General features: G+C 71.8%; 23 protein-coding genes and 1 pseudogene. 12 read left to right on the forward strand and 12 right to left on the reverse strand.

Annotated features, from left to right (window positions below; genetic code table 11):
- The first annotated feature begins 76 nt into the window (after positions 1-76).
- Entirely contained in the window at positions 77-451 is a 375-nt protein-coding gene (locus D7W79_RS17550) for a DUF423 domain-containing protein (RefSeq protein ID WP_120526533.1), read from the forward strand.
- A 19-nt stretch (positions 452-470) separates the two neighbouring features.
- Here D7W79_RS17550 and D7W79_RS17555 read toward each other — a convergent pair whose 3' ends face one another.
- Positions 471-779, reverse strand: coding sequence for a hypothetical protein (locus D7W79_RS17555; protein WP_120526534.1), 309 nt, complete (start codon positions 777-779; stop codon positions 471-473).
- Positions 780-850: 71 nt separating this feature from the next.
- Entirely contained in the window at positions 851-2,110 is a 1,260-nt protein-coding gene (locus D7W79_RS17560; RefSeq protein WP_244221823.1) for a glycosyltransferase 87 family protein, read from the reverse strand.
- A gap of 141 nt (positions 2,111-2,251) precedes the next feature.
- On the opposite strand from D7W79_RS17560, the gene mug reads away from it, so the two are divergent.
- Positions 2,252-2,806 (forward strand): G/U mismatch-specific DNA glycosylase, encoded by a 555-nt coding sequence (mug, locus tag D7W79_RS17565; protein ID WP_276375366.1) that lies wholly within the window; start codon positions 2,252-2,254, stop codon positions 2,804-2,806.
- Between the two features lie 14 nt (positions 2,807-2,820).
- Here mug and D7W79_RS17570 read toward each other — a convergent pair whose 3' ends face one another.
- Positions 2,821-3,654 carry a 3'(2'),5'-bisphosphate nucleotidase CysQ family protein gene (locus D7W79_RS17570; protein ID WP_120526536.1) on the reverse strand — a complete coding sequence of 278 codons (834 nt, stop codon included), beginning with the start codon at positions 3,652-3,654 and terminating at the stop codon, positions 2,821-2,823.
- A gap of 168 nt (positions 3,655-3,822) precedes the next feature.
- Here D7W79_RS17570 and D7W79_RS17575 point away from each other — a divergent pair, with 168 nt between their 5' ends.
- From D7W79_RS17575 to D7W79_RS17585, 3 genes are all read left to right on the forward strand, one after another.
- Complete coding sequence (locus D7W79_RS17575; RefSeq protein ID WP_120526537.1) at positions 3,823-4,326, forward strand: DUF3592 domain-containing protein; 504 nt, start codon at positions 3,823-3,825, stop codon at positions 4,324-4,326.
- Positions 4,327-4,439: 113 nt separating this feature from the next.
- Positions 4,440-4,928, forward strand: coding sequence for a GNAT family N-acetyltransferase (locus tag D7W79_RS17580; protein WP_120526538.1), 489 nt, complete (start codon positions 4,440-4,442; stop codon positions 4,926-4,928).
- Between the two features lie 75 nt (positions 4,929-5,003).
- Entirely contained in the window at positions 5,004-6,602 is a 1,599-nt protein-coding gene (locus tag D7W79_RS17585) for a carboxylesterase/lipase family protein (protein ID WP_120526539.1), read from the forward strand.
- 65 nt (positions 6,603-6,667) lie between these two features.
- On the opposite strand, the gene D7W79_RS17590 is transcribed toward D7W79_RS17585, so the two are convergent.
- Together D7W79_RS17590 and D7W79_RS45030 are read right to left on the reverse strand one after the other, a co-directional pair.
- Complete coding sequence (locus D7W79_RS17590; RefSeq protein ID WP_120526540.1) at positions 6,668-8,350, reverse strand: glutamine--tRNA ligase/YqeY domain fusion protein; 1,683 nt, start codon at positions 8,348-8,350, stop codon at positions 6,668-6,670.
- 64 nt (positions 8,351-8,414) lie between these two features.
- Positions 8,415-8,780, reverse strand: a complete 366-nt coding sequence (locus D7W79_RS45030; RefSeq protein WP_244221824.1) for a glycosyltransferase — start codon at positions 8,778-8,780, stop codon at positions 8,415-8,417.
- A 68-nt stretch (positions 8,781-8,848) separates the two neighbouring features.
- On the opposite strand from D7W79_RS45030, the gene D7W79_RS45035 reads away from it, so the two are divergent.
- A complete protein-coding gene (locus D7W79_RS45035; protein WP_244221825.1) occupies positions 8,849-9,088 on the forward strand; it encodes a hypothetical protein in 240 nt (79 codons plus the stop codon).
- Here the strand turns inward: D7W79_RS45035 and D7W79_RS45040 are convergent.
- The 3 genes and pseudogenes from D7W79_RS45040 to D7W79_RS17605 all read right to left on the reverse strand — a co-directional run.
- Positions 9,061-9,552: pseudogene (locus D7W79_RS45040) on the reverse strand (glycosyltransferase); the annotation flags it as partial. The gene D7W79_RS45035 and the pseudogene D7W79_RS45040 sit on opposite strands and share 28 nt — an antisense overlap.
- A gap of 50 nt (positions 9,553-9,602) precedes the next feature.
- The gene (locus D7W79_RS17600; protein WP_120526541.1) at positions 9,603-10,769 is read right to left on the reverse strand and encodes a GNAT family N-acetyltransferase; all 1,167 of its coding nucleotides are present in this window, start codon (positions 10,767-10,769) and stop codon (positions 9,603-9,605) included.
- The gene (locus D7W79_RS17605; RefSeq protein ID WP_120526542.1) at positions 10,769-11,584 is read right to left on the reverse strand and encodes a glycosyltransferase; all 816 of its coding nucleotides are present in this window, start codon (positions 11,582-11,584) and stop codon (positions 10,769-10,771) included. Before D7W79_RS17605 ends, D7W79_RS17600 begins: the two co-directional genes overlap by 1 nt.
- Positions 11,585-11,719: 135 nt before the next feature.
- Between D7W79_RS17605 and D7W79_RS17610 the strand changes: the two genes are divergently transcribed.
- Complete coding sequence (locus D7W79_RS17610) at positions 11,720-12,619, forward strand: alpha/beta hydrolase (protein WP_120526543.1); 900 nt, start codon at positions 11,720-11,722, stop codon at positions 12,617-12,619.
- On the opposite strand, the gene D7W79_RS17615 is transcribed toward D7W79_RS17610, so the two are convergent.
- On the reverse strand, positions 12,606-13,388 hold the full coding sequence (locus tag D7W79_RS17615; protein WP_120526544.1) for an arginyltransferase: 783 nt from the start codon (positions 13,386-13,388) through the stop codon (positions 12,606-12,608). The two genes, D7W79_RS17610 and D7W79_RS17615, sit on opposite strands and share 14 nt — an antisense overlap.
- A 176-nt stretch (positions 13,389-13,564) precedes the next feature.
- Here D7W79_RS17615 and D7W79_RS43670 point away from each other — a divergent pair, with 176 nt between their 5' ends.
- From D7W79_RS43670 to D7W79_RS17625, 3 genes are all read left to right on the forward strand, one after another.
- Positions 13,565-13,735, forward strand: a complete 171-nt coding sequence (locus D7W79_RS43670; protein WP_158616988.1) for a hypothetical protein — start codon at positions 13,565-13,567, stop codon at positions 13,733-13,735.
- A 260-nt stretch (positions 13,736-13,995) separates the two neighbouring features.
- Complete coding sequence (locus D7W79_RS17620; RefSeq protein ID WP_120526545.1) at positions 13,996-14,856, forward strand: glycosyltransferase family 2 protein; 861 nt, start codon at positions 13,996-13,998, stop codon at positions 14,854-14,856.
- A gap of 14 nt (positions 14,857-14,870) precedes the next feature.
- Positions 14,871-16,316, forward strand: coding sequence for a type III PLP-dependent enzyme domain-containing protein (locus D7W79_RS17625; protein WP_120526546.1), 1,446 nt, complete (start codon positions 14,871-14,873; stop codon positions 16,314-16,316).
- A gap of 6 nt (positions 16,317-16,322) precedes the next feature.
- Here the strand turns inward: D7W79_RS17625 and D7W79_RS17630 are convergent, their stop codons facing one another.
- Together D7W79_RS17630 and D7W79_RS17635 are read right to left on the reverse strand one after the other, a co-directional pair.
- Positions 16,323-17,642 carry a carboxylate--amine ligase gene (locus tag D7W79_RS17630; protein WP_208729762.1) on the reverse strand — a complete coding sequence of 440 codons (1,320 nt, stop codon included), beginning with the start codon at positions 17,640-17,642 and terminating at the stop codon, positions 16,323-16,325.
- A gap of 314 nt (positions 17,643-17,956) precedes the next feature.
- The gene (locus D7W79_RS17635; protein WP_120526547.1) at positions 17,957-18,775 is read right to left on the reverse strand and encodes a methylase; all 819 of its coding nucleotides are present in this window, start codon (positions 18,773-18,775) and stop codon (positions 17,957-17,959) included.
- A gap of 197 nt (positions 18,776-18,972) precedes the next feature.
- Between D7W79_RS17635 and D7W79_RS17640 the strand changes: the two genes are divergently transcribed.
- Both D7W79_RS17640 and D7W79_RS17645 read left to right on the forward strand, forming a co-directional pair.
- A complete protein-coding gene (locus D7W79_RS17640) occupies positions 18,973-19,584 on the forward strand; it encodes a hypothetical protein (RefSeq protein WP_147441955.1) in 612 nt (203 codons plus the stop codon).
- A gap of 92 nt (positions 19,585-19,676) precedes the next feature.
- Positions 19,677-20,714: a hypothetical protein gene (locus D7W79_RS17645; protein WP_120526549.1), complete on the forward strand. Its 1,038-nt coding sequence runs from the start codon at positions 19,677-19,679 to the stop codon at positions 20,712-20,714.
- Here D7W79_RS17645 and D7W79_RS17650 read toward each other — a convergent pair.
- Positions 20,669-22,261 (reverse strand): MBL fold metallo-hydrolase, encoded by a 1,593-nt coding sequence (locus D7W79_RS17650; RefSeq protein ID WP_120526550.1) that lies wholly within the window; start codon positions 22,259-22,261, stop codon positions 20,669-20,671. The two genes, D7W79_RS17645 and D7W79_RS17650, sit on opposite strands and share 46 nt — an antisense overlap.
- Between the last annotated feature and the right edge of the window lie 122 nt (positions 22,262-22,383).

Below are 22,383 nucleotides of genomic sequence, written 5' to 3' on the forward strand. Positions count from 1 at the left end.
GTGCGTGTTCAACCAGGACGCTGCCGTGAAGCGCGGTGTAGCGTGCCGCAGTCAAGCGCGCGAAGAAAGGCACTCGATGATGCGGTGGTGGATCGTGGTCGGCGCGGTGAACGCTTTCCTGTCCGTGGCGGCGGGCGCCTTCGGAGCGCATGCGCTGAAGGCCCGGCTTCCGCAGGACCTGCTGGTCATCTTCGAAACCGGGGCGCGCTACCACATGTACCACGCGCTCGCGCTGGTGGCGGTGGGGCTCCTGGGCGCGGTGCGCCCCTCCGCGCTGCTGTCGTCCGCGGGCTGGGCGATGCTCGTGGGCATCGTCCTGTTCTCCGGCAGCCTCTACGCGCTGGCCCTGTCCGGCGTGCGCGTGCTGGGTGCCATCACCCCGCTGGGCGGCCTGGGGTTCCTCGCCGGCTGGGTGCTCTTCGCCGTGGCCGCGTGGCGCGCCACGCCGTGAAGCGGTGAACAGCCGGCCGTCACTCCTTGAGCAGGGGCGGCAGCGGGTAGACGAAGTCCAGGTCGCGGTGGTTGCGCAGGCCACAGGCCTCGCGCTGCACGGTGAGGTTCCAGCGCAGCCGCTCCGCTTCCTTCCAGAGCGCCCGGTACGCCGGATAGCGCGCCACGCGCGCGGGGCCACCCAGGGCGCGCAGCTCCTTTTCGGCCTGGGACAACAGCGCGAGGGCGTCTTCCAGCTTGTCGCCGGAGCGGCGCAACCCGGAGGCGCGCTCGCGCTGGAACTCCGCCTCGATGGGCAACAGGGCGTTGACGTTCACCGGTCGAGCCATGGCTTCCCTTTAACCACGAGCCCCCGGATTCGCATCGCACCGGGGGGCCTCGCCGGGCAGGCGGACGGGCTTCAGGACTGCGGGGTCGGCGCGGGTGCGTCCTTCGCTTCCGGATGCTCCGAGATGCCTGAAGATCCCCACCGCCACGTCTCGCGGGCCCACACGAGCCCCGCGTAGAGCACCATCGCGTTGCGCACGAGCAGCAGCAGCGTGGCCAGCGGCAGGAAGCCCTTGAAGCTGCCTCCAATGAAGAGGCCGCGAGTGATCGCGGCGGCCACCAGCAGCACGACGGACGGCCCCACCCTGCCGGAGAGCAGCGCGAGCGCGGCGGCCCCGGTGAGCCAGATGAGGTACTGCGGGCTCAGCACCGGGTTGAGGATGACGAAGGCCACGAGCGGCACCAGGGCCAGCCGGGCCAGGTCCTCGATGTGCACCGGAGGCCTGCGCCAGGCGGCGCGCACGGACAGCGCCGCGGCCAGCAGCGAGCCGGCGACCCAGAGCTGGCGGGTGATGGCGAGGACCCTTGCCGCGGTCGCACCGTGCAGCTCGTAGGAGGCGGGGGCGAGGACCCACTCGACCTGGGCGAAGCCCAGCTGGTGCGCGGCCCAGAGCAGGCCCGCGGTGAAGGCCTCCACCTGGAGGCCCCGCTCGACGTGGAAGGACGCGAACTGCCACCACGGCCACACGAGGCTCAGCGGCACCAGCGGCAGCACGCCCGCTGCAAGTCCCATGAGCAGGGCCCGCGTCGGCTTCGCGCCCCGGCGCCAGCACACGGCCAGCGCCAGCGGCACGAGGACCACCGGGTAGAGCTTGGTGACGGTGCCCACCGCCAGCGCCACGCCGGCCCAGCCTTCACGGCGGCGCATCAGGGCCACCACCGCGGCCAGCGCGAGCGCGGCGGGGATGGCGTCGTAGCGCTTGAGGTAGTGCACGCTCTGGATCCAGCTGACGACGAAGTACGCCGCGAGCGGCGCCCACGCGCGCCAGGACGTGCCCCACCGGCGCACGCCCTCGGACAGCAGCAGCCACTTGATGAACGCGTCGAAGAGCGTGAGCTGGAGGCCGAACGCGAGGATGAACCCGCGCAGGTCGCCGCCCGCCCACGCCGCGGGCACGAACCACAGGAGCGCGTAGGGCGGATACTCGAAGCGGAAGTCGCGGTTGGGGGTCGCGCCGTCCAGGAACGCGCGGGCCGTCCGGAAGTACAGCGGCAGGTCGCCCTCGCGGAGGGAGAACACGGCGTAGAGCACCAGCGGCAACACGCTCACGGCGAGCGCGAGCCAGTGCCTGGGCGCGAGCCGGAAGGACGCGGACGGATTCGAATCGGACACGGGGCGGCACTCTGCCCGTGTGGGCCGGGCGCTGTCGCCGGGAAAGGCATCCGGCCCCTCCCCTGCCCGGGCCCCGGCCTGGCGCATGCCCGTGCGAGGCGGCACCCAACCCGCTAGGTTCCGGGCCAGGTCTCCCACTCCATGAAGCTCCACCGCCCCACGAAGGACGAGCTGTTCGCCGCCACCGGCCGCACCATGAAGGACCTGCTGGCCCCGGGCCTGCGGGTGCTCTTCTGCGGCATCAACCCCAGCCTCTACTCCGCGGTGGTGGGGGTGCACTTCGCCAGGCCGGGCAACCGCTTCTGGCCCTCGCTGCACGCGTCGGGCTTCACGCCGCGCCGCCTGCAACCCTCCGAACAGGAGGAGCTGCTGACGCTGGGCCTGGGCATCACCAACGTGGTGGACCGGGCCACGGCGAGCGCGGACATGCTGGACGCGGAGGAGTACGCGGAAGGGGCGAAGTCGCTGGCGCGCAAGGTGAAGCGCTACCGCCCGAAGTACCTCGCGGTGCTGGGGCTGGGCGCGTACCGCACCGCCTTCGCTCGGCCGAAGGCGAGGTTCGGACCGCAGGAGGAGACGCTGGGCGACACGCGGCTGTGGGTGCTGCCCAATCCCAGCGGGCTCAACGCCAGCTACCAGCTGCCGGACCTGGCGCGGCTGTACGGCGAGCTGCGCCGCGCGGCGGAAGCCCGCTGATTCCAGCGGCGGGTCTACTTCAGCAGGCCGGACTCACGGGCCACCTGCGAGGCGACGGGCAGCACCTTGTCGAAGGCGGCGGCGTTGCATGCGAGCAGCCCCCGGCGGTTCTGGAGCTCGGAGCCGTCGTACAGGTACGCGTTGCCCGCGAGGTCCGTGAGCACGCCGCCCGCGGAGCGGATGACGGCCTCCGGCGCGCAGTTGTCCCAGCGGTAGCTCTTGTCGCTCACGTGCACGTAGAGGTCGCAGCGGGCCTCCGCCAGGAGGCCGCACTTGAGCCCCACCGAACCGGACTCCGTCTCCTTCGTGATGCCCAGCCGCTGCACCACCGCGTCCGTCGTCTTGGAGCGGTGCGAGCGCGACACCACCAGCCGCAGCTGCGCCGGATCCGCCACGTCCGACACGCGCAGCGCGCGGCGGCCCTGGGGGTCCTCCACGTAGCCCTGCTCGCCCACCACGCCGGAGTACAGGACGTCCCCCACCGCGCGGTAGACGACGCCCAGCGCCGCCCGGCCCTCCACCGCAAGGCCGATGTGGATGGCGAACTCGCCGTTGCGGTTCACGAACTCCTGCGTGCCGTCGAGCGGATCCACGAACCAGCAGCGGCTGAAGCGCTTCGCGTCGGAGACGTCCTCCTTCTCCTCCGCCACCACGCCGTCCGCCGGGAAGGCCTTGCGCAGCTCGCCCACGATGAAGGCGTTGGCGCGCTCGTCCGCCAGCGTGACGGGCCCGGCGCCGCCCGCCTTGTCCGTGACGGAGAAGTCCGTGGCGTAGACCTGCAGGAGGATGTCACCAGCCTGGCGCGCGATGCGCCGGGCCACTTCGAGCTCTTGGGCGAGTGCGGGCATGGATGCCCCTGAGTCTACTACTGGGGCGAATTGCCCCCGTGGGGAAATCTGCCCCGCCTTGCGCCCCTCCCCTCCGGGCGGAAGCCCTGGCCCGGTGGCTGCAATCCCGGGGGGATTCGTCTTCCTCGCCCCGGACCGTGCGGCGGGGTGCAAGCAAGGACTCGTACGATGATGAAGTGGCTGATGGGATTGGCCCTGCTGGGCATCGGCGTGGCGCTGGCGTTCGCGGGCGGGCGGATGGTGTACCGCTCGAAGGCGAGCAAGGACTGGCCCACCGCGCAGGGCACCGTGCTGACCTCCCGCGTGGAGACGCTGCGCAGCAAGCGCGCGGTGAGCTTCCGCCCGGAGGTGAGCTACCGCTACGAGGTGAACGGCGTCCCGTACACCTCCGACACGGTGGCCTTCGACGGCCACGGCGCCGGTGGGCTCGCGGACGCGCAGGCGGTGTCGCGCCACTACGCGGTGGGCACCCCGGTGACGCTGCACTACGAGCCGGAGGACCCTGCCGTGGCGTGCCTCCAGTGCGGCGACACGGGCCTCGTGAACTACCTGGTGACGCTGGGCGGCGCGGTGTTCGCCCTGGTGGCCGCCTGGGGCCTGGTGGAGCTGGCCCGCACCAGCCTCCGCGAGGGCAAGCGCGCCGCCCCGCAGATGCGCGCGAAGGCCCGCTAGGCAACGCCGGACCGCCCTTCGCGTGACCGGCTGAGCACTTCCGGCGGGAAGGCTTCGACAGGCGCGGCCGGGGATGCCCATGGTGGGGCGGACACCCGCTTCCTGGAGAACGCATGCCCGTCACCATCCGCGCCGCGAAGGACTCGGACGCGCCCGCGCTGGGCCGCATGGGCGCGGCGCTCGCGCGTCAGCACCATGGCTTCGACGCCCAGCGCTTCATGGTGCCGGACGACGTGGAGTCCGGCTACCGCTGGTGGCTGGGCAAGGAGGCGCGCCGTCCGCAGGAGGCCGTGGTGCTGGTGGCCGAACTGGACGGCGAGGTCGTGGGCTACTGCTACGGCCGGCTGGAAGGCGTGGACTGGAACATGCTCCTCGACAAGCACGGCGCCCTGCACGACATCTGGGTGGAGGCGAAGGCGCGCGGCACCGGCACCGGGCGGCTGCTCGCGGAGGCCATGGTGCGGCGGCTCACGGAGATGGGCGCGCCGCGCGTCGTGCTCAGCACCGCCGCGAAGAACGAGGCCGCGCGGCGCCTGTTCGAGCGGCTGGGCTGGCGTCCCACCATGGTGGAGATGACGCGCGAGACACCGCCCCGCTCATAGCCCTGGCTCGGAGCACCGGACCTGCCCCCGCCACCATCCGCGGGGACGGAGCTGGAGTACCCTCCCTGCGCGACCATGCCCCTGCCCTTGCGCGTCCTGAGCCTCCTGTCCGTCCTCCTGCTCTGGGGTTGCACGGCCCCCGAGCCTCCGCCAGACGCGGCGCCCGGCTCCGTCACGACGGGCCCCCTCGTCGACCCGCCGGTCGCGGTGACGACCGACGATGGCCCCGTGGTGGGGACCCTCGTCAACGGGCTCAAGGTCTTCAAGGGCATCCCGTACGCGGCGCCTCCGACGGGCGCCCGGCGCTGGGCCCCGCCCGCACGCCCCTCGCGGTGGACCCAGCCGCTCACCACCACCGCCTTCGGTCCGCCGTGTCCCCAGACGAAGGCCGGGGTCCCGCCCCCGTCCGAGGACTGCCTTCGCCTCAACGTCTGGTCCCCCAACACGGCCGGCGCCCACGCGGTGCTCGTGTGGATCCACGGCGGCGGCTACGTGGAGGGCCACGCGGGCGAGGGCTGGTACGACGCCGCTCAGCTCGCGGGGCGCGAGGACGTGGTCGTGGTGTCCCTCAACTACCGGCTGGGGCTGCTGGGCTTCCTCGCGCTGCCGCAGCTCGAGGCGGCCGACCATGGCACCGGCAACTGGGGCCTGAGGGATCAGGTCGCCGCGCTGGACTGGGTGCGCCGCAACATCGCGGCCTTCGGCGGCGACCCGTCGCGCGTGATGATCGCCGGGGAGTCCGCGGGCGCCGTCAGCGTGACGACGCTGCTGGCCGCCGAACCGGCCCAGGGCCTCTTCCACCGCGCCGCCATCCAGTCCGGCACCTACCGGCCCGTGCTGGAGAAGGAACAGCCCACGGGCGCCTTTCCGTCGGCGTACGCCGTGGGCGTCCAGACCGCCCTCCTCCTGGGCTGCACGCAGGGCGACATCGCCGCGTGCCTGCGCGCGAAGACGCCCGCGGAGGTGCTCGCCGCCCAGGCCCGGCTTCCGGCGGTGACGGAGATCGGCATTCCACTCTCGCCCACGCTGCCGGTGGTGGACGGCGTCGTGTTGAAGGGACGGCCACTCGCGCGGGTGCTCGCGGGCCGCGGCGACGTGCCGGTGCTGGTGGGCGCCAACGACGACGAGGCGAGCTTCGTGATGGACGCCATGGGCGTCGTGGGCAACCCGGGCGACTTCGGCCGCTACGTGGACGCCGTCGGCGCGAGCGCGAGGAAGGCGGAGCTCACCGCGCTCTACCAGCCCGCCACCACGGGCGAGCGTCAGGCGGCCATCGCGCTGGGCACGGACCTGTCGTTCGCCTGTCCCGCGCAGCGCCTGGCCTCCGCGAGCGCCACCACCGGCACGGCGAGGGCGTACCTCTACCGCTTCGCGCGCGCCGTCCCCAACGGGCCGTTCGCGGCGCTGGGCGTCGCCCACGGCACCGACATCCTCTACCTCTTCGGCCACTTCGAGGCCGTGGCCACCACGCCCACGCCGGACGATGTGACGCTGTCCCAGTACGTCCAGGCCGCGTGGGGTACCCTGGCCCGTACCGGCGCGCCCATCCCCACCTGGCTGCCCTACACCCCGGGCGGGCCGTTCCTCACCTGGAACACGCCGTCCACCACGGAGGTGAGCTGGCGCGGAGGACGCTGCGCCGCGCTGGAGTCCCTGGGCCTGCTGCCTCCCTGAGAAAACGACGAAGCCCCGGGTGCTTCCACCCGGGGCTTCCGTGAAGCATCAGCGAAGCGAGCGCCCTACTTCTTCTGCTCCTTCACCCACGAGTCCTTCAGCGTCACCGTGCGGTTGAAGACGGGCGCGCCCGGCTTGGAGTCCACCGCGTCCGCGCAGAAGTAGCCCAGGCGCTCGAACTGGAAGCGGTCGCCCGGCTTCGCCTCCGCCAGGCCCGGCTCCACGCGCGCGCCGGTGAGGGTCTCCAGGCTGTTCGGGTTGAGGAACTCCTTGAAGTCCCTCGTCTCGTCCTTGTCCGGCGCCTCCACCGAGAAGAGCCGGTCGAACAGCCGCACCTGCGCCACGGGCGCGTTGCCCGGCACCCAGTGCAGCGTGCCCTTCACCTTGCGGCCATCCGGCGAGTCCCCACCGCGCGTCGCGGGGTCATAGGTGCAGCGCAGCTCCGTGATGTTGCCCGCTGCGTCCTTGATGACCTTCTCGCACTTGATGAAGTACGCGGAGCGCAGGCGCACCTCCTTGCCCGGCGCCAGGCGGAAGAAGCCCTTCTCCGGCACCTCCTGGAAGTCGTCCGCCTCGATGTAGAGCTCGCGCATGAACGGCACCTTGCGCGTGCCCATGTCCTCGCGCTTCGGGTGGTTCGCCGTCTCCAGCTCCTCCGTCTGGCCCTCCGGGTAGTTCTCCAGCACCACCTTGAGCGGGCGCAGGACGGCCATGGCGCGCGGCGCCGTCTCGTTGAGGTCGTCCCGGATGGACAGCTCCAGCACGCCCATGTCGATGAGGCTGTCGGACTTGCTCACGCCAATGCGCTTCGCGAAGTCGCGCAGCGACGCGGGCGTATAGCCCCGGCGGCGCAGGCCGCTGATGGTCAGCATGCGCGGATCATCCCAGCCGGAGACGCGCTTCTCCTGCACCAGTTGGAGCAGCTTGCGCTTGCTCATCACCGCGTAGGTGAGGTTCAGCCGCGCGAACTCGTACTGGTAGGGCCGGTCGCCCTTGATGAGCGCGTCGACGATCCAGTCGTACAGCACGCGGCGGTTCTCGAACTCCAGCGTACAGACGGAGTGCGTGATGCCCTCGAGGGCGTCCGACAGACAGTGCGCGAAGTCGTAGAGCGGGTAGATGCACCACTTGTCGCCGGTGCGGTGGTGGTGCGCGTGCCGGATGCGGTAGATGGGCGGGTCGCGCAGCACGGGGTTCGACGACGTCATGTCGATCTTCGCGCGCAGCGTGTGCTTGCCGTCCGGGAACTCGCCCGCCTTCATCCGGCGGAACAGGTCCAGGTTCTCCTCCACCGTGCGCGTGCGGTACGGGCTGTCCTTGCCCGGCGTGGTGAAGTTGCCGCGGTACTGGGAGATCTCCTCCGGCGACAGGCTGCACACGTAGGCCTGGCCCTGGGTAATCAGCTGCTCCGCGAAGGCGTAGAGCCGGTCGAAGTAGTCGGACGCGAAGAAGCGCCGGTCGTCCCAGTCGAACCCGAGCCAGCGCACGTCGCGCTGGATGGACTCCACGTAGTCCGTGTCCTCGGTGAGCGGGTTGGTGTCGTCGAGCCGCAGGTTGCACTTGCCGCCATACTGCTGCGCCAGCCCGAAGTTCAGCACGATGGACTTGGCGTGGCCGATGTGGAGGTAGCCATTGGGCTCGGGCGGGAAGCGGGTGTGCACGCGTCCGCCGTGCTTTCCCGTCCGCCGGTCTTCCTCAACGACTTCCTGGAGGAAGTTGAGGCCCTGCGTCTCGTTCGTCGTCGTCATGATGGGTGCGAATCCTCTTGAAGCGGGACCAGGGGAGCAAGGTTTTCCTGACCCGTGCCCCAGCTCAGACCTCCGCCAGCAGCGACTCCCAGGCCTTGAGCGCCCGCTCGGCGGACAACTCGTCCGCCCGGTCCAGGGCCCGCTGGCGCAGCCCGTCGCGCCATTCCGTGTCCTCCACCACCCGCGACAGGGCCTGGGCCATGGCCGCGTCGTCCCCCATGGGGACCAGCACCCCTGCCCGTCCCCCGTCCAGGGCCTCGGCGGGGCCGGAAGGGCAGTCCGTGCTGACGATGGGGCAGCCCAGCGCGAGCGCCTCCAGCAGCACCATGGGCAGGCCCTCGAAACGCGAGGACAGGGCAAACGCCGTGGCCCTCCGCATCAGCGCGTGCGGGTTGTCCGCGTAGCCCGGCATGAACACGGAAGACCCCACCCCCAGTTCCCGCCACCAGCGCCTTCAGCTCCGACTCCAGCGAGCCCACCCCCAGGATGAGCAGGTGCGTGTCCGTCCCCGCGGCCCGCATCCGGGCGTGCGCGCGGATGAGCATGTCGAAGGACTTCTGCGGCTCCAGCCGGCCCACCGCGATGACCACGGGCTTCTGGAACACCGGCTCCGCCCACGCGGGCAGGGGGGCGTCCGCCGCGGCGCGGATCCGGTCCGCGTCCACGAAGTTGGGGATGACCTCCAGCCGCTCGCGGTCCACGTTCACCAGCTCCGCGAATGCCTTCGCGGAGTCGTAGCCGCACGCCACGATGCGGTCCATGCCCGGGTAGAGCACCTTCAGGCCCCAGAGCTGCCGCTTCGGCTGCTCGCGGTGGAAGGCCCCCCAGTCGAAGTGCACCATCCCCAACACGGGCTTGCCCAGCAGGGCCCCCGCCATCCGCGCCAGCAGGGCCGCCCGCCCCTCCTGCCCGGAGACGATGATGTCCGCCTTGCGCGCCTCGTGGAACAGCCGCCACAACATGCGCGGCAGCTCCCAGCGCCGGTAGGCCTCCACGCCCACGCCCCAGGAGATGGGCACGTCCGCGGGGATGCGCCCGCGCGTGTCCGGCGGCGGCGGCCCGTGGTGGAAGAACAGCGAGGGATCGAACCGCTCCCGGTCCAGGCCCGCCAGTACGTTGCACACCGAGCGCTCGATGCCCCCCGTCCCCATGAAGACGAGCGTGAACAACACACGCTTCCGCCCCGGGGCAGGGACCGCCATGTCTCGCGCCTGCAGTTCCAATGTCTGGGATTCCCGGTAAGAAACGATTTTCAACCTCCCGCCCGGCGCGCGAGCGTCCGACGGGCCCACCCCTGGAGTTGCTCGTTGCTCAATAGCTCACGCACCTTGCGATAGGTAGCGAAGGCCATGCGCCCCCGCCACTCAGGAGACAGTTGAACGGCGTCGTGGCGGTGGAGCTCCTTCGGGCCCCAGCGCAGCTTCGAAACATCCCTGCCGGATGAGAGGTGAGCGACCTTCAGCCCCTGCGCGATGCCGTACTGGAGGGCCTCCGCCACGGTGGTGGTCATCACGCTGTAGTCGCCCCAGCGGGGCAGATAGCCGGAGTAGTAGAGATACAGCGTGTCGCCCAGCACGAAGCCCACGCGGGTGGCGACCACCGCCCCGCCGATGCACAGCTGAAACACCCGCACGGCGTCCTGCCGGGCAAGCTCCTGACACAGGGCCGCGAGGAAGTCCCGGGCCTGCGGCGATTCGAACACGTCGCGGTGACGCACGCCCGCGTCCTGCGCCTGCGCGCGGGCCTGGTGCAGCTGGAAGAACGTGGTGAGCGCCGGGGCGACCTCCTCCGGCGTGCGCGCGACCTGGAAGGTGAAGGAGAGCCCGTCGCGCTTGAGCGAGTTGTAGCACTTGCGCAGAGACTCCTTGATGTTGCGCGAGCGGCCCGCCTTGAACGCCTCCCACGTGGGCGCGAGCTCCAGCGTGTACGCGGGCACCTCATGCAGCGGCGTGAGCGGCGACATCCGGGACAGCTCCCCCACCGCGGGACCCTCCAGGTCCAGCCCGCTCCAGAGGATCCAATCCCATTCGGACGCGTGCGCGCGCAGGTGGCGCGTGATGGCCGCGAAGGCGGAGGCCTCCAGCTCCGGCGCGCAGATGAGCCCGCGCAATTCCGTGACGTTGGGGTCCGCGCCCAGGAACTGGAGCACGCGGAAGCGCACGGGTCCGGAGCCCGGGCGCTCCGTGCGCATGAGCGGCGCCACGGCGCGCAGGCTTCCGTCCTCGTCGCGCAGCGCGAGCACGCGGAGGTGGTCGCGCACGCTGCGGCGCTGCTCCTGGAAGTGGCGCCACCAGGTGACGTTCCACTCCCAGGTGGCGAAGGGCAGCCCCTTGCCCACCCGGGCCGCCAGCGCCCGCCACTCCGGGCCCAGCACGTGGAGCCCCTCCTCCGTGTCCACCTGTTCGACGGTGAGGCGCATCAGAGCCACCGCAGGACGGTGCGCGCGGCGAGCTTCAGCGCGGTGTGCTCCGCCGCGCCCCACTCCCGCCGGTAGCGTTCGTGGATGAGCCGGTACGCGCTCACCGCCTTGCTGGCGTCGCGCTCGTTGTGCATCAGCGACGGCGCGCCGGTGCGGTACTCCAGCACCACGCGGTCCAGGAACACCGCGCCCGCGCGGCGGATGGCGCGCAGGTAGAAGTCCACGTCCTCCACCAGCGGCAGCCGCGTGTCGTAGCCGCCCACCCGCGGCAGCAGCTCCCGGCGGATGAGGCACGCGGAGTTCACCAGCACCGTGGGGCGGAACAGCATGTTCGCCACCATCCAGCGCCGCGACCCCAGCCGCTCGGCCACGCGCGCCCGGCGCGCCGCGTCCTCGAAGTAGGCCGTCTGCCGGGCCAGCACCCCGGCGTCGTCGCCAAAGGGCGCCACGCGGCCGAAGGCCACGCCCCGGTCCGGGTGCGTGTCGAGCGCCTGCATGAGCGCCCGGTAGGCCCCCGGTGCCGCGCGGTCGTCGTCGTCCAGGAAGTGCAGGTAGCGGCCGGTGGTGAGCGGCCAGCCCTCGTTGCGCACCGTGGCGGGGTTGCCGCCGGTGGGCACGTCGCGCTTCACGTAGCGCACGCGCGCATCCCCCAGCGCCAGGATGGGCTCCCGCGCGGAGCCCTCCGGGCTGTCGTCCAGCACCAGCACCTCCACGTGCACGCCATCATCCGCCTGGGACAGCGCGCTCCGCACCGCCTCCACCACGAGCGCGGGACGGCGGAAGGTGGGCACCACCACGGAGACATCGGCCGTCATCTCAGCACCTCCAACCAGGGCACCCCCGGGTGCGCCAGGCGAGGCAGGGCTCGGGCCTCACTGCTTGGGGCTCAACGAGCCCGGGGGCCTGCTGCCGGCGACCGAACTCCGGGTATAGGCTCACAATCCATCCTCGTGAAGAAACCCATCCGTCCCCGTCCCGCCCGTCTCATCGCGCTCGCCCTCGTGGGCGTGCTCGCGGTGGTGGCCGTCATCGCGTACCGCAACGTCCGCACCGCGCAGGCCGTCTTGCACCCCGCGCGCCAGCCGCTGAAGCCCGTGGCGGAGGGCGCGCTCGCGGAGCGCACGGACGTGGCGCTGCGCACGCGCGACGGCCTCACGCTGCGCGGCTGGTACCTGCCCTCGCGCAACCACGCGGCGGTGGTGGTGATGCACGGCTTCGCGGAGAACCGCACGCAGATGCTCTTCGAGGCGGAGGTGCTCTCCCGCGCGGGCTACGGCGTGCTGCTCTTCGACTCACGCGGCCACGGCGAGAGCGAGGGCGACCTGGTGACCTGGGGCGACCGCGAGCGCGAGGACCTGCGCGCGGCGGTGGACTTCGTCTCGCACCGCGACGACGTGGACCCCTCCCGGCTGGGCGTGCTGGGCTTCTCCATGGGCGGCACCACCGCGATGCTGGAGGCGCTGGAGGATGACCGCCTCAAGGCGGTGGCCGCCGCGGGCGCGTACCCGTCGCTGGAGGCGGACACGCGCTACAGCTACGGCAAGTGGGGGCCGCTGAGCGTCCAGCCGGTGCTCTGGACGATGCGCCTGTCCGGCGTGGACGTGGACGCGGTGGACCCCATGAAGCGCCTGTGTGACCTGAAGGGCCGGCCGCTCCTGCTGATCAACGGCGACGTCGACGCGTACGCACCCGCGTTCCTCCAGGACGCACTCTTCCAGGCCGCTTGCGAACCCAAGTCCTACTGGGTGGTGCCCGGCGCGCACCACGGCGAGTACGCGAAGAAGGCCCCGGAGGAGTACGCGCACCACCTGCGCGACTTCTTCGACGCGGCGCTGCTCAGCGGCTCCTGACGTCCTCCGGACCCACGGGCTCTGGCGCGTCAGGCGCGGCGCGCCACTCCGGCGGCGCGTCCAGCGCGGGGCGTCCCTCCAGCAGCTCGTGCGGGCGGAAGCCGGCCTTGTAGCGCAGCGAGTCGCACGCCAGCACGCGGTAGCCCAGGTACACGTGCGGGATGCCCCGCTCGCGCGCCAGCTCCACCTGGAACAGCACGCTCGCCTTGCCCAGGGACAGCCGCGCGTAGGCGGGGTCGTAGAAGAAGTACACCGCGCTCCACGCGTGCGGCGTCTCGTCGCACAGGCCCAGGCCCACCAGCTTCGGGCCCGCCGGGTCGCTGTCGTCGTACCAGGCCACCTCGCGCGCGGACGGGTGCGGGAAGGCGAACTGGAACGAGTACTCCCGCGCGCCCAGCTCGGACGCCTCCCATTCGCGCGACGCCTCCCGGTTCGCGTGCCACGCGCGGTACAGGGCCAGGCGCTCCTCGTCCACGCGCGGCGGGCCCACCTCCACGCGCAGGTGCGCGCACGCGGCGCGGGCCCGGCGCTGGCTGCGGTTGGGCGTGAAGCCCGCCACCGGCACGCGCAGGGACACGCACTCGTTGCACGCGGCGCACGCGGGCCGGAAGTACTGCGGTCCGAACCGGCGCCAGCCGCGCACGAGCAGGTGCTCGTACTCCTGCGCCGTGACGTTGCGCATCAACAACGTCTCCAGGGACGCCTCCCGGTCCGGCAGGTAGCTGCACGGGCGCGGGGGTTCGATTTCATGTGCCAGCAGGACGGCCATCGGTGTTCCCTTCCTGTCGGCACCGGGCCCGCGCGTCAAGCCATGCCTGCCCGTCTGGCGACCCACCCTCCGTCGGAAACGACCCGGCCGTGTCGGCCGTTCCGTATGAACAGGTGGCACAACGGCTGCAAGTCTCCGACTGAAGCCGAACTGCTTGCGGAAAAGGACGAACGCACATGGCCCGCGAGGAACTGCATCCTGGATGGCTGCCGCTGGAACCGGAGGAGGCCGACGGCCCCCTCTGGAGCGACGCGTTCGTCGAGGAGGATGACGCATCGCACTCCGCCGCCGGAGCCGACGCCGAGGACGACCTGGACGCGTTCGAGTTCGCCATCGCCAGCTTTTGAAATGCCGCGGGCAGGCGGCCACGGTGCGGCAAATCTGTCGCGATCCGGCCGCAAACTTTGCCGGTCCGCCCCCTGAAGGGGCAGCAAATCTTGCCAGTCCGTCCCCTGAAGAGGTCGTAGAAACTTCCGAGAAACCGCGAGAGCGCCCACCGCGTTCGCTTCCCCGGACAGCAGGCGGGTAGCGCCGGACACGTGGGCGCGGGCGGGGAGGCCCGGCTGGCTTCTCAGTCGTGGGGCGCCCCCGGTATAAACGCCGGCCTATGTCCTCAATCGACGTCTCGGTCGTGATGCCCACCTACAGGCGCGAGAAGGAGGTGGTGGAGGCCATCCACTCCGCGCTGCGTCAAGAAGGCGTCCAGGTGGAGGTGCTCGTCCTGGACGACTCGGCGGAGGGCACGGCGCGCGGCGCGGTGCAGGGCATTGGCGATTCGCGCGTGCGCTACTTCCAGCAGGAGGTGCCGTCGAAGGGGCGCCCCGCGCTGGTGCGCAACCACGGCGCCACGCTGGCGAAGGGCCGCTACCTGCACTTCCTGGACGACGACGACACGCTCGCCGAAGGGGCGCTCAAGGCGATGGTGACGGCGCTGGACGCGCGCCCGGACGCGGGCGTGGCGGTGGGCTGGGTGGTGCCCTTCAGCGAGGACCCGGAGTGGCTGGAGGACAAGAGCAGCTACTTCGAGCGGGTCGCGAAGGTGGGGGCCACCACGCCCAACAGCGCGTGGACGGTGGCGCACATCCTGTTCCTGGGCACGCTGTACGTGAACTCCGCGTGCATGGTGCGCCGCGAATACTTCCAGCCCCTGGGCGGGTTCGACCCCAACATCCCCGTCTACGAGGACGTGGACTTCTACATGCGCGGCATCCGCCGCTACGGCCACGTCTACGTGAACCGGCCCATCCTCAACTACCGGGTGGGCAAGCCGTCGCTGATGCACGACCTGGGCAAGAAGGGTGAGAAGGTGGAGAAGTCCGTGGCGGAGTCCAACGCCATCATCCACAACAAGTACCGGCGCGAGCACGGGGAGCTGGAGTACCGGCTCCTGCAGGTGGCCACGCGCGCGCTGAAGGGCCGCTTCGGCCTCACGCGCTACCTTCCCCTCAAGCTGCCCGGCGTCTCCTGAAAGGGCCCCTCACCGTGAGCCTGCGTCGTCGTCTCGTTGGAACCGCCAAGCGGCAGTTGAAGCAGACCCTGGGGCCCGTGGTGCAGCGCGCGATGGCCCCCGCGCGCGCCTTCCTCCCCCCGGAGACCTGGAGCCTGGAGTCGCGCGCGGGCCAGGGCCTCTTCCTGGAGGGCGTGTCGCTGTCGCGGCTCGCGAGCGAGTACGGCTCGCCGCTGCACGTGGTGCACCTGGCGGCGCTGCACCGCAACGCGGACGCGTTCCAGGCGGTGCCCCCGGGCGCGGCGGGCGGCTGCGAGGTGTACTACTCGTACAAGACCAACCCCGTGCCGGGCGTGCTGTCCGCGCTGCACGCGCGGGGCGTGGGCGCGGAGGTGATTTCCGCCTACGAGCTGTGGCTCGCGCTCAAGCTGGGCGTGGCGCCGGAGCGCATCGTCTACAACGGCCCGGTGAAGTCGGACGCGTCCATCCGCGAGTCCATCACCCGGGGCATCGGCCTGCTGGCGGCGAACCACCGCGAGGAGCTGGACGTCTTCTCACGCCACGCGGCGGAGCTGGGCAAGCGCCCGCGCGTGGCCGTGCGGGTGACGACGGCCACGGGCTGGACGTCGCAGTTCGGCACGCCCATCTCGGGAGGCCAGGCGCTGGCGGCGTACCGTCAGGCGCTGGCCTCCGGGAACCTGGACGTGGTGGGCCTGCACGCGCACCGGGGCGAGCTGATCCGCACGGAAGGCGAGCTGGAGGGCTTCGTCGGCTCGGTGCTGGACTTCGCGGATGAGCTGCACCGCGAGCTGGGGCTGGACCTGGAGGTGCTGGACCTGGGCGGCAGCCTCTGCACGCCGACGGTGGAGCACATCGAGCAGCGGGACTGGCGGCTCAACCTCACCTTCCAGCGCGACCTGCCCGCGCCGGACCACGCGGCGGCGCTCTCCATCGAGCGGTACGTGGCGAAGGTGGTGTCCCAGGTGGAGGCGCACTACGCGAAGCAGGGCCGCAAGCGTCCGCGCATCTTCCTGGAGCCGGGCCGCGCGATGACGGGCAACACGCAGCTGTTGCTGGGCCGCGTGCACGCGCTCAAGGAGGGCGGCGAGCGGACGTGGGCGGTGCTCGACATGGGCATCAACCACGCCGAATGCGTGCGCAACGAGTACCACCAGCTCTTCCACGTCGAGCGGCCGGCCGCGCCCGCGCACCGCGCGTACACGGTGGTGGGCCCCATCTGCACGCCGGGCGACACGCTGTACCACGCGGTGCGGCTGCCGGAGCTGAAGGTGGGCGACACGCTGGCCATCATGGACGCGGGCGCGTACTTCGTGCCCTTCGGCACGTCCTTCTCCTTCCCGCAGCCGGCCATCGTGGGCGTGGAGGGCGGGAAGGTGCGGCTCTTGCGCCGGGCGGAGACGCACGAGGACCTGGTGACGTTCGACGACCCGGTCCCCTCCCCTTCGCGCGCCGCGAGCTGACGGCGTTCAGCGGTTGAGGACCATCATCCGAAGGAAGGCGCGCGGGTGGCGGGCGGCCCCGTAGGAGATGGTGGCCAGCTCCACCGCCGCGGGCATCATGTCGTCCCGGTCGATGAGCGGATCCACCGCCGTCTCCTTGTGGGTGTTGAACCACTGCCGCCACTGCCGGGCCTCGTCCGCCGGCAGCGCGCCGGACAGCCGCTGGAGGTTGAGCAGCATCTCCAGCGCGATGCGGTTGCAGAACACCGCGTCCTCGTGCGCCGCGGCGGCGTCGCGCGCGTCCTCCACCGCGCGCGTGAGCGCGTCCCGGTCCCCGGTGGCCGCGTGGTACGCGAGCAGCGGAAGGGGCAGCCCCCGCGCGATGTCGAAGCCCATCTGCCCGTAGAAGCGCGGGTTGAAGTCGATGAGCAGGTACGAGTCCTTCGTCTGGATGAACTCCACCTCGAAGACGCCGTGGTAGCCCAGCTTCTTGCACAGCCGGGTGAGGCCCGCGACGAGGTCCGGGCGCAGCGGCGCGGACTCGAAGCAGACGCCCACGCCCAGGCGGCGCGGACGCTGGAGGACCTTCATCGCGGCGCGGGCCTCGAAGAGCTCGCCGGACTCGTCCACGAAGCCGGAGAGGCTGTAGATGCCCTCCGCGGCCTCCGGGTGGAACTCCTGCACCATGGGGTTCACCACGGCCGGGTCGAACTTCACGAGCATGGGCGCGTACGTGTCGCGCGCGAACTCGCGGTACTCGCGCGCCAGGTCGTCCGGGGACGACACCGGCTGCCCCTTGCGGTGCGTGGCGTGGAGGATCTGCGTGGTGGGCTTGAGCAGCACCGGGAAGTTCGCCTCGCGGCGCACCTGCTCCAGGTCCTCTTCCGACTGGGGGAACCAGGTGCGCGGCAGGTTCAGGCCCGCTTCCGTGCCCAGCTCGTAGAGGCGGCGCTTGTTGAGCAGCCCGTACACCGCGTCCACGCCCGGGTCGTAGAGGTGGAAGAGGTCCTCCAGCTTGGCGCGGTGCGCGGCGATGAGCCACGCCAGCTCGTCGCTCGTCGGGTAGAGCACGTGCTTGACGGGCTCACGCAGGCCGAAGTCCACCAGCCACTGGAGGAAGGCCTCCGGCTGCGACTCCGGCGGGCATTGCACGCGGCGGCTGACGAAGCGCGAGTAGCTGGCCGGCCCCAACCGGCCGGTGTCCGCCACCGTCACGTCCACGCCGTGGCGGCCCAGACAGCGGGCGGCGGCCAGGGTGCCGTAGAAGTTGGCGGAGAACAGCAACGCCGGGGGGCGGGCCGCGATGGCGGCCACGGGGGCCTCATCGGAGAAGGCGGCCTCTTGCATCTCATGCTCCAGGTTCGCGGGGTCGGCCTCCCGGCGCGGGCGCGCGGAGGAACGACGGGATGGACGGAGGGGGCGCTGCGCGAGGCGACCGCCCCCGAGGTCAGGGGTCGACGGGCCGGCGACGGCGGTGCTGGCCATCAGCCCCGCGGCGAGAAGCGTCAGAAGGTGCCTGTTCATGTCGAGCCGTCTGCCTCCGGCGGTTCGGGACGCCGCCGGAAGCCCAATTCGCGACAGAATACCTTTTCCGGCGCCGCATGCGACCCGCCCCCCCGACGATTGGATCTCCAAGGGGCTGGCCGGGTTCGGTCCGGCGCTCAGGTCGGCGTGCCGCCGGGTGGGGTCCAGCGCAGGAAGCCGTGGGCCAGGAGCCAGGCGTCGGTGGAAACCCCCGGGGTCATCCGCGCGAGGCGCTCGGTGGATCCGCTGAACGCGTCCGGGGGCGCGGTGTGGCCTTCGGCGCGCGCGGCCTTCCATGCCGCTTCCCACGCCAGGAAGAAGGCGTGCATGGGCTCGCCAGGGCGGACGCGGCGGCGCAGGTCGCGAGGCAGCCAGTCGCGCAAGAGCAGCGGCGCGAAGCCCCGGGAGAAGTCGGTGTGGAAGAGGAGCCCCTCGCGCGTGGGGGCTTCGGCCTCCGGGGTCCGGCGCAGCAGGTGGGCCACCAGCACCGCGCCGTCCGTGTCGGAGGAGCCCTCCACGAGCAGCCCGCCGGGCAGCAGGTGGCGCGACATCGCGAGGTGGGCCTCCGGGATGCGCTCCGGTGGCCCCTGGCGCAGGAGGTTCATGGCGCGCACCAGGCGGGCGGGCTCGTCCGGGGACAGGGGGAGCGCGAAGCCGCCCTCGCGGAAGTGGGTGCGCGCGTCCGAGTGCGCACGCGCGGCGGCCGTGGCCCGTTCGGGCTCCAGCTCCACGCCCACCACGGCCAGGGCCGGGTTCAGCGCGCGGAAGGCGGTGGCGCTCTCCAGCGTGGTCCACGGGTGTTCTCCGAAGCCCACGTCCACGAAGACGGCGCGGGCCCACGCGTCGTCCGTACGTGTGAGGAGCGCGGCTTCGAACTGGCACAGGTACGCGTCCAGCGCGCGCAGGCGCCCGCGCGCGGTCCTGCCCCGGGTGGGGGTATCCAGCTCACCAGCCATGAGCCCGCGTTGTAGCGCGAGAGGTCATTGCCCGGCGCGGGCCGTAACCCGGAATGTCACACGCGCCCGCCACAAGCCCTTGAAACCCCGGGGATGGCGCCGTGTCAGGGATTGGCATCGACACTGCACGGGGCCCCGACCGAAGTCCCCTCTTCGATGATTGGTTCCCCGTCCCCCTCATGATCACTTCCAGCTTCGTGCGTTCCTCCCTCGTGGCCGCCCTCCTCCTCTCCGGTTCCGCCTTCGCGGCCGAGCCCCGGTCCGCGACGACCACCGCGACCGCCTGCACCGACAGCAAGACCCAGCTGCTGCAGGCGGCGAAGGAGCAGGGCCTCGTGCTCAACGAGGAGCAGATCGGCACCCTCTCGTCGGACACGGGCAACATCGTCGCGACGAGCATCGCGGGCTTCGAGAAGATCCCCGACACGGCGTACGCGCAGGGTGTGGACGTGGCCTTCGTCTACATCGACTCGCCTGATGCGGGCGTCCCGGCGGGCTACTACCGCGTGAAAGTCCGGGCCAATCCGGAAGACATCCAGGTGGGCAAGTACAAGGCCGTCGCTACCCTCATCGACGCGACTGGCAAGGAGGTCGCGCAGCGGGCGACGCGCATCGAGACCTTCTCCCAGGAGGCGACGAAGTCGGCGCGCTACGGCTCCCCGATGAACGTGGGCATCCAGCAGCAGACCATCCGGGACTACAACCTCACGCGCTTCTTCAAGACGGTCACCGTCATCCTCATCCGGCCCTGGGGCACCACGGTCATCGACCTGTTCGGCGTGGACTACAGCGACTACTACGGCTTCTGAGCCCATGTCCCGCCGCCGGGAGCCCATGGGTTCTCGGCGGTGTCGCGGTGCGATTTTCGTCCCATCCACGGGGCACCTAGAGTCCAGGGCCCGTGAGTCCTCCGTCCGCCTCCTGTCCCCGCTGTGGCGCCCCCCGCGTGGACGGGCCCGAGTGCCCGGCGTGCGGCGTCATCTACCTGCGCGCGGAGGTGCGCGCCGCCACCCGTCAGGCTGAAGCCCGCGAACACGAAGCGCGCGAGGCCGCCCGGCGAGAGGCCGAGGACCAGCGCCAGGCGCTGCACGAGGCCCTGGAGGCCCACGCGGCCCCCACGTTCGTGCCGCCCCTGGTCGCGGCGTACCCCACGCCGGACTCCGCCACGGAGGGCATCACCTTCCACGACGACGAGGTGGGGAGCGAAGACGCCCTGGAGGCGCGCTTGCGGCTGGCGGTGTTGCCGGTCGCGCTCGTCATCGCCTTCCTCGCTGTCCGCTCCCCAGGCCTCCACGGGATGCTGCGCATCTTCCTCACGATGCCGGTGCACGAGTTGGGGCACGCCGTCACCGCGTGGTTCTGCGGGTTCAGCGCCACGCCCACGTTCTGGGTGACCCACGTGTCGAGGGATCGCTCGACGTTCATGACCCTCCTCCTGGCGGGGTTGTCAGGGGCGCTCGTGTGGCAGGGCTGGAAGCGCCGCCGGTGGACGTGGCTGGGCGTGGGCGCGGGGCTGCTCGTCGCGCAGGCGGTGTGCACGTTCGGGCTGACGCATGCACAGGCCAAGGCCCTCACCTTCTTCGGCGGCGACGCGGGACTGATGGTGCTGGGCGCGCTCCTGATGGCCACCTTCTACGTGCCCTGGGGCCACTACCTCCGCCGGCACCAGCTGCGCTGGGGCTTCGTCGCCATTGGCGCGGCGGCGTTCATGGACGGCTTCGAGCAGTGGTGGGCGGCGCGCACCGACGTGGACCGCATCCCCTTCGGCCGCATCGAGGGCGTGGGCCTGAGCGACCCCAGCACCCTGGTGGACGTCTACGGCTGGAACATCAGCCGCGTCATCCACTGGAACGTCACCGTGGGCGTCGTCTGCCTCCTGGCCCTGGGTGCGCTCTACCTGCGGGGGCTCTGGACGGCCCGGGCCGCGCTGCGAGGCTGAGGCGCGGCCTCCCCCCAGCTCCCGAACGGCCACTCGAAGCCCGGCGTGCTCAGCACCTCCGGCTTCCGGGCACCCCGCCAGCGCAGGGCCTCGCCGGGCCGCAGGAGAAGCGCTTGCGGCCCTTCGCCCTGCTCCTTGCGCACCTGGGCCAGCCGCTCCGGATACGGATCCGCGTCCGGGTTCTCGTCCATGTTGCTCGCGCCCGCGACGGGCTCGCCCGGATAGCCGGAGTAGCGGGGGCCCATGCCCTCGCGCCAGTACCAGGGGGCACCGCCGTCCGCGCAGGGCACGACGTAGCGCGCGCCCAGGAGCGCGCCGTAGCGCAGCGCCTCCTCCGGGCCCGCCATCAAGCGCTGAGGCGTGGTGAGCGCGTCGCGCGGCACGTTGACGAGGAACGCATCCAGCGTGGTGAAGCCGAAGAAGATGGGCGGCAGCCGGAAGCCGCGCACGCCGCAGAAGAGGACGTCCACCGGCCCCTGCTGCTTGCGCACGCGGCGGCACACCGCGTCCATGTCCCCGCGCACGTCATGGCCCGCGTCCGCGAAGAAGGCGGCGGAGAAGTCCTTCGAGCGCACGAGCCACGTGTTGCCCTCGTTGTAGAGGTCCGGGTGCGGGCCTTCTCCGTCCGTGGGCTGCTCGCCGTGGAAGGGCAGCGCGTGCACCGTCACGTCCTCCACCTGCCGCGACTCCCCCCAGCGCAGGGGCTCCACGCGCGTGAATCCCAGCTGCTTCAACCGCAGCGCGCAGTCCGTGGAGAAGAGGCTCTCGCGAGCCACCGCCGGCACGAAGATGCGCGTGTCGCGCGGCAGGGGCAGCAGCGAGCCCAGGTGGAAGTGGTCCCCGTGTGAATGGGTGATGACCACCGCGTCCACCCGGCCCAGGTCCCCGGCCTGCAATGGTCCGTAGCCGGGCAGGTCCACCTCGCCCGTGGGGCGGAAGTACGGATCCACCAGCACGCGCCCTTCGCTGCCCGACACCAGCACGGTGTTGTGCCCCACGAAGAGGGCCCCCGGGCCGGGCACGTCCACCGGCCCCGCGTGGCGCACGAGCCAGCCAGCCTGCGACAGGTCGCCCAGCAGCTCGCCCACGATGGGCACGGTGGCCAGCGCGCGCAGCTCCTCGCGCGTCGCGCCCCGTGCGAGCGCGGCGAACAGGTCCGCCACCACCGGCCAGTCCTTCGCGCGCACCGGCACGTCCAGCCCCAGCGAGTCCTGGCGCAGGTGCAGCACGCGCGGGCGGTGGCGCAGCGGATCCGGGAAGAGGACGTCCTCGCGCAGCACGCGCCGGCCCATGCGCCGCTTCGTGCCCTGGCAGAGCGCGGCGTAGCGGGGCGTGTCCTCCAGCCAGCGGATGAGCGCGTCCGCTTCGCGCAGCGCGCCCTCACGGCCCAGCGCGGCGATGTGGCGCTTGAGCGGCACCTGCGCGCGGCGCACCGGGCGCGCGGTGGGCCCCTGGATGCTGCACCCCAGGTCCTCGTGGTGGTCGGCCTCCGTGCGGGCGGAGGCGAGGACGGCCAGGCTGACGCCGCGGTGCAGGGTGAATCGCATGCGTGCGACGTCGCATGGTGCACAGCCCTTCGCAAGGGCCTGCGCTTGCGACCGGCCGCCGGGCCGCCCGCGCCCGGGCGGGTTGTGGGCCCACCTGGAGGCCGGTACCCTCCCCCTCACCC

This window comes from Corallococcus exercitus, assembly GCF_003611585.1.
In the GTDB taxonomy this organism is placed as follows: domain Bacteria; phylum Myxococcota; class Myxococcia; order Myxococcales; family Myxococcaceae; genus Corallococcus; species Corallococcus exercitus.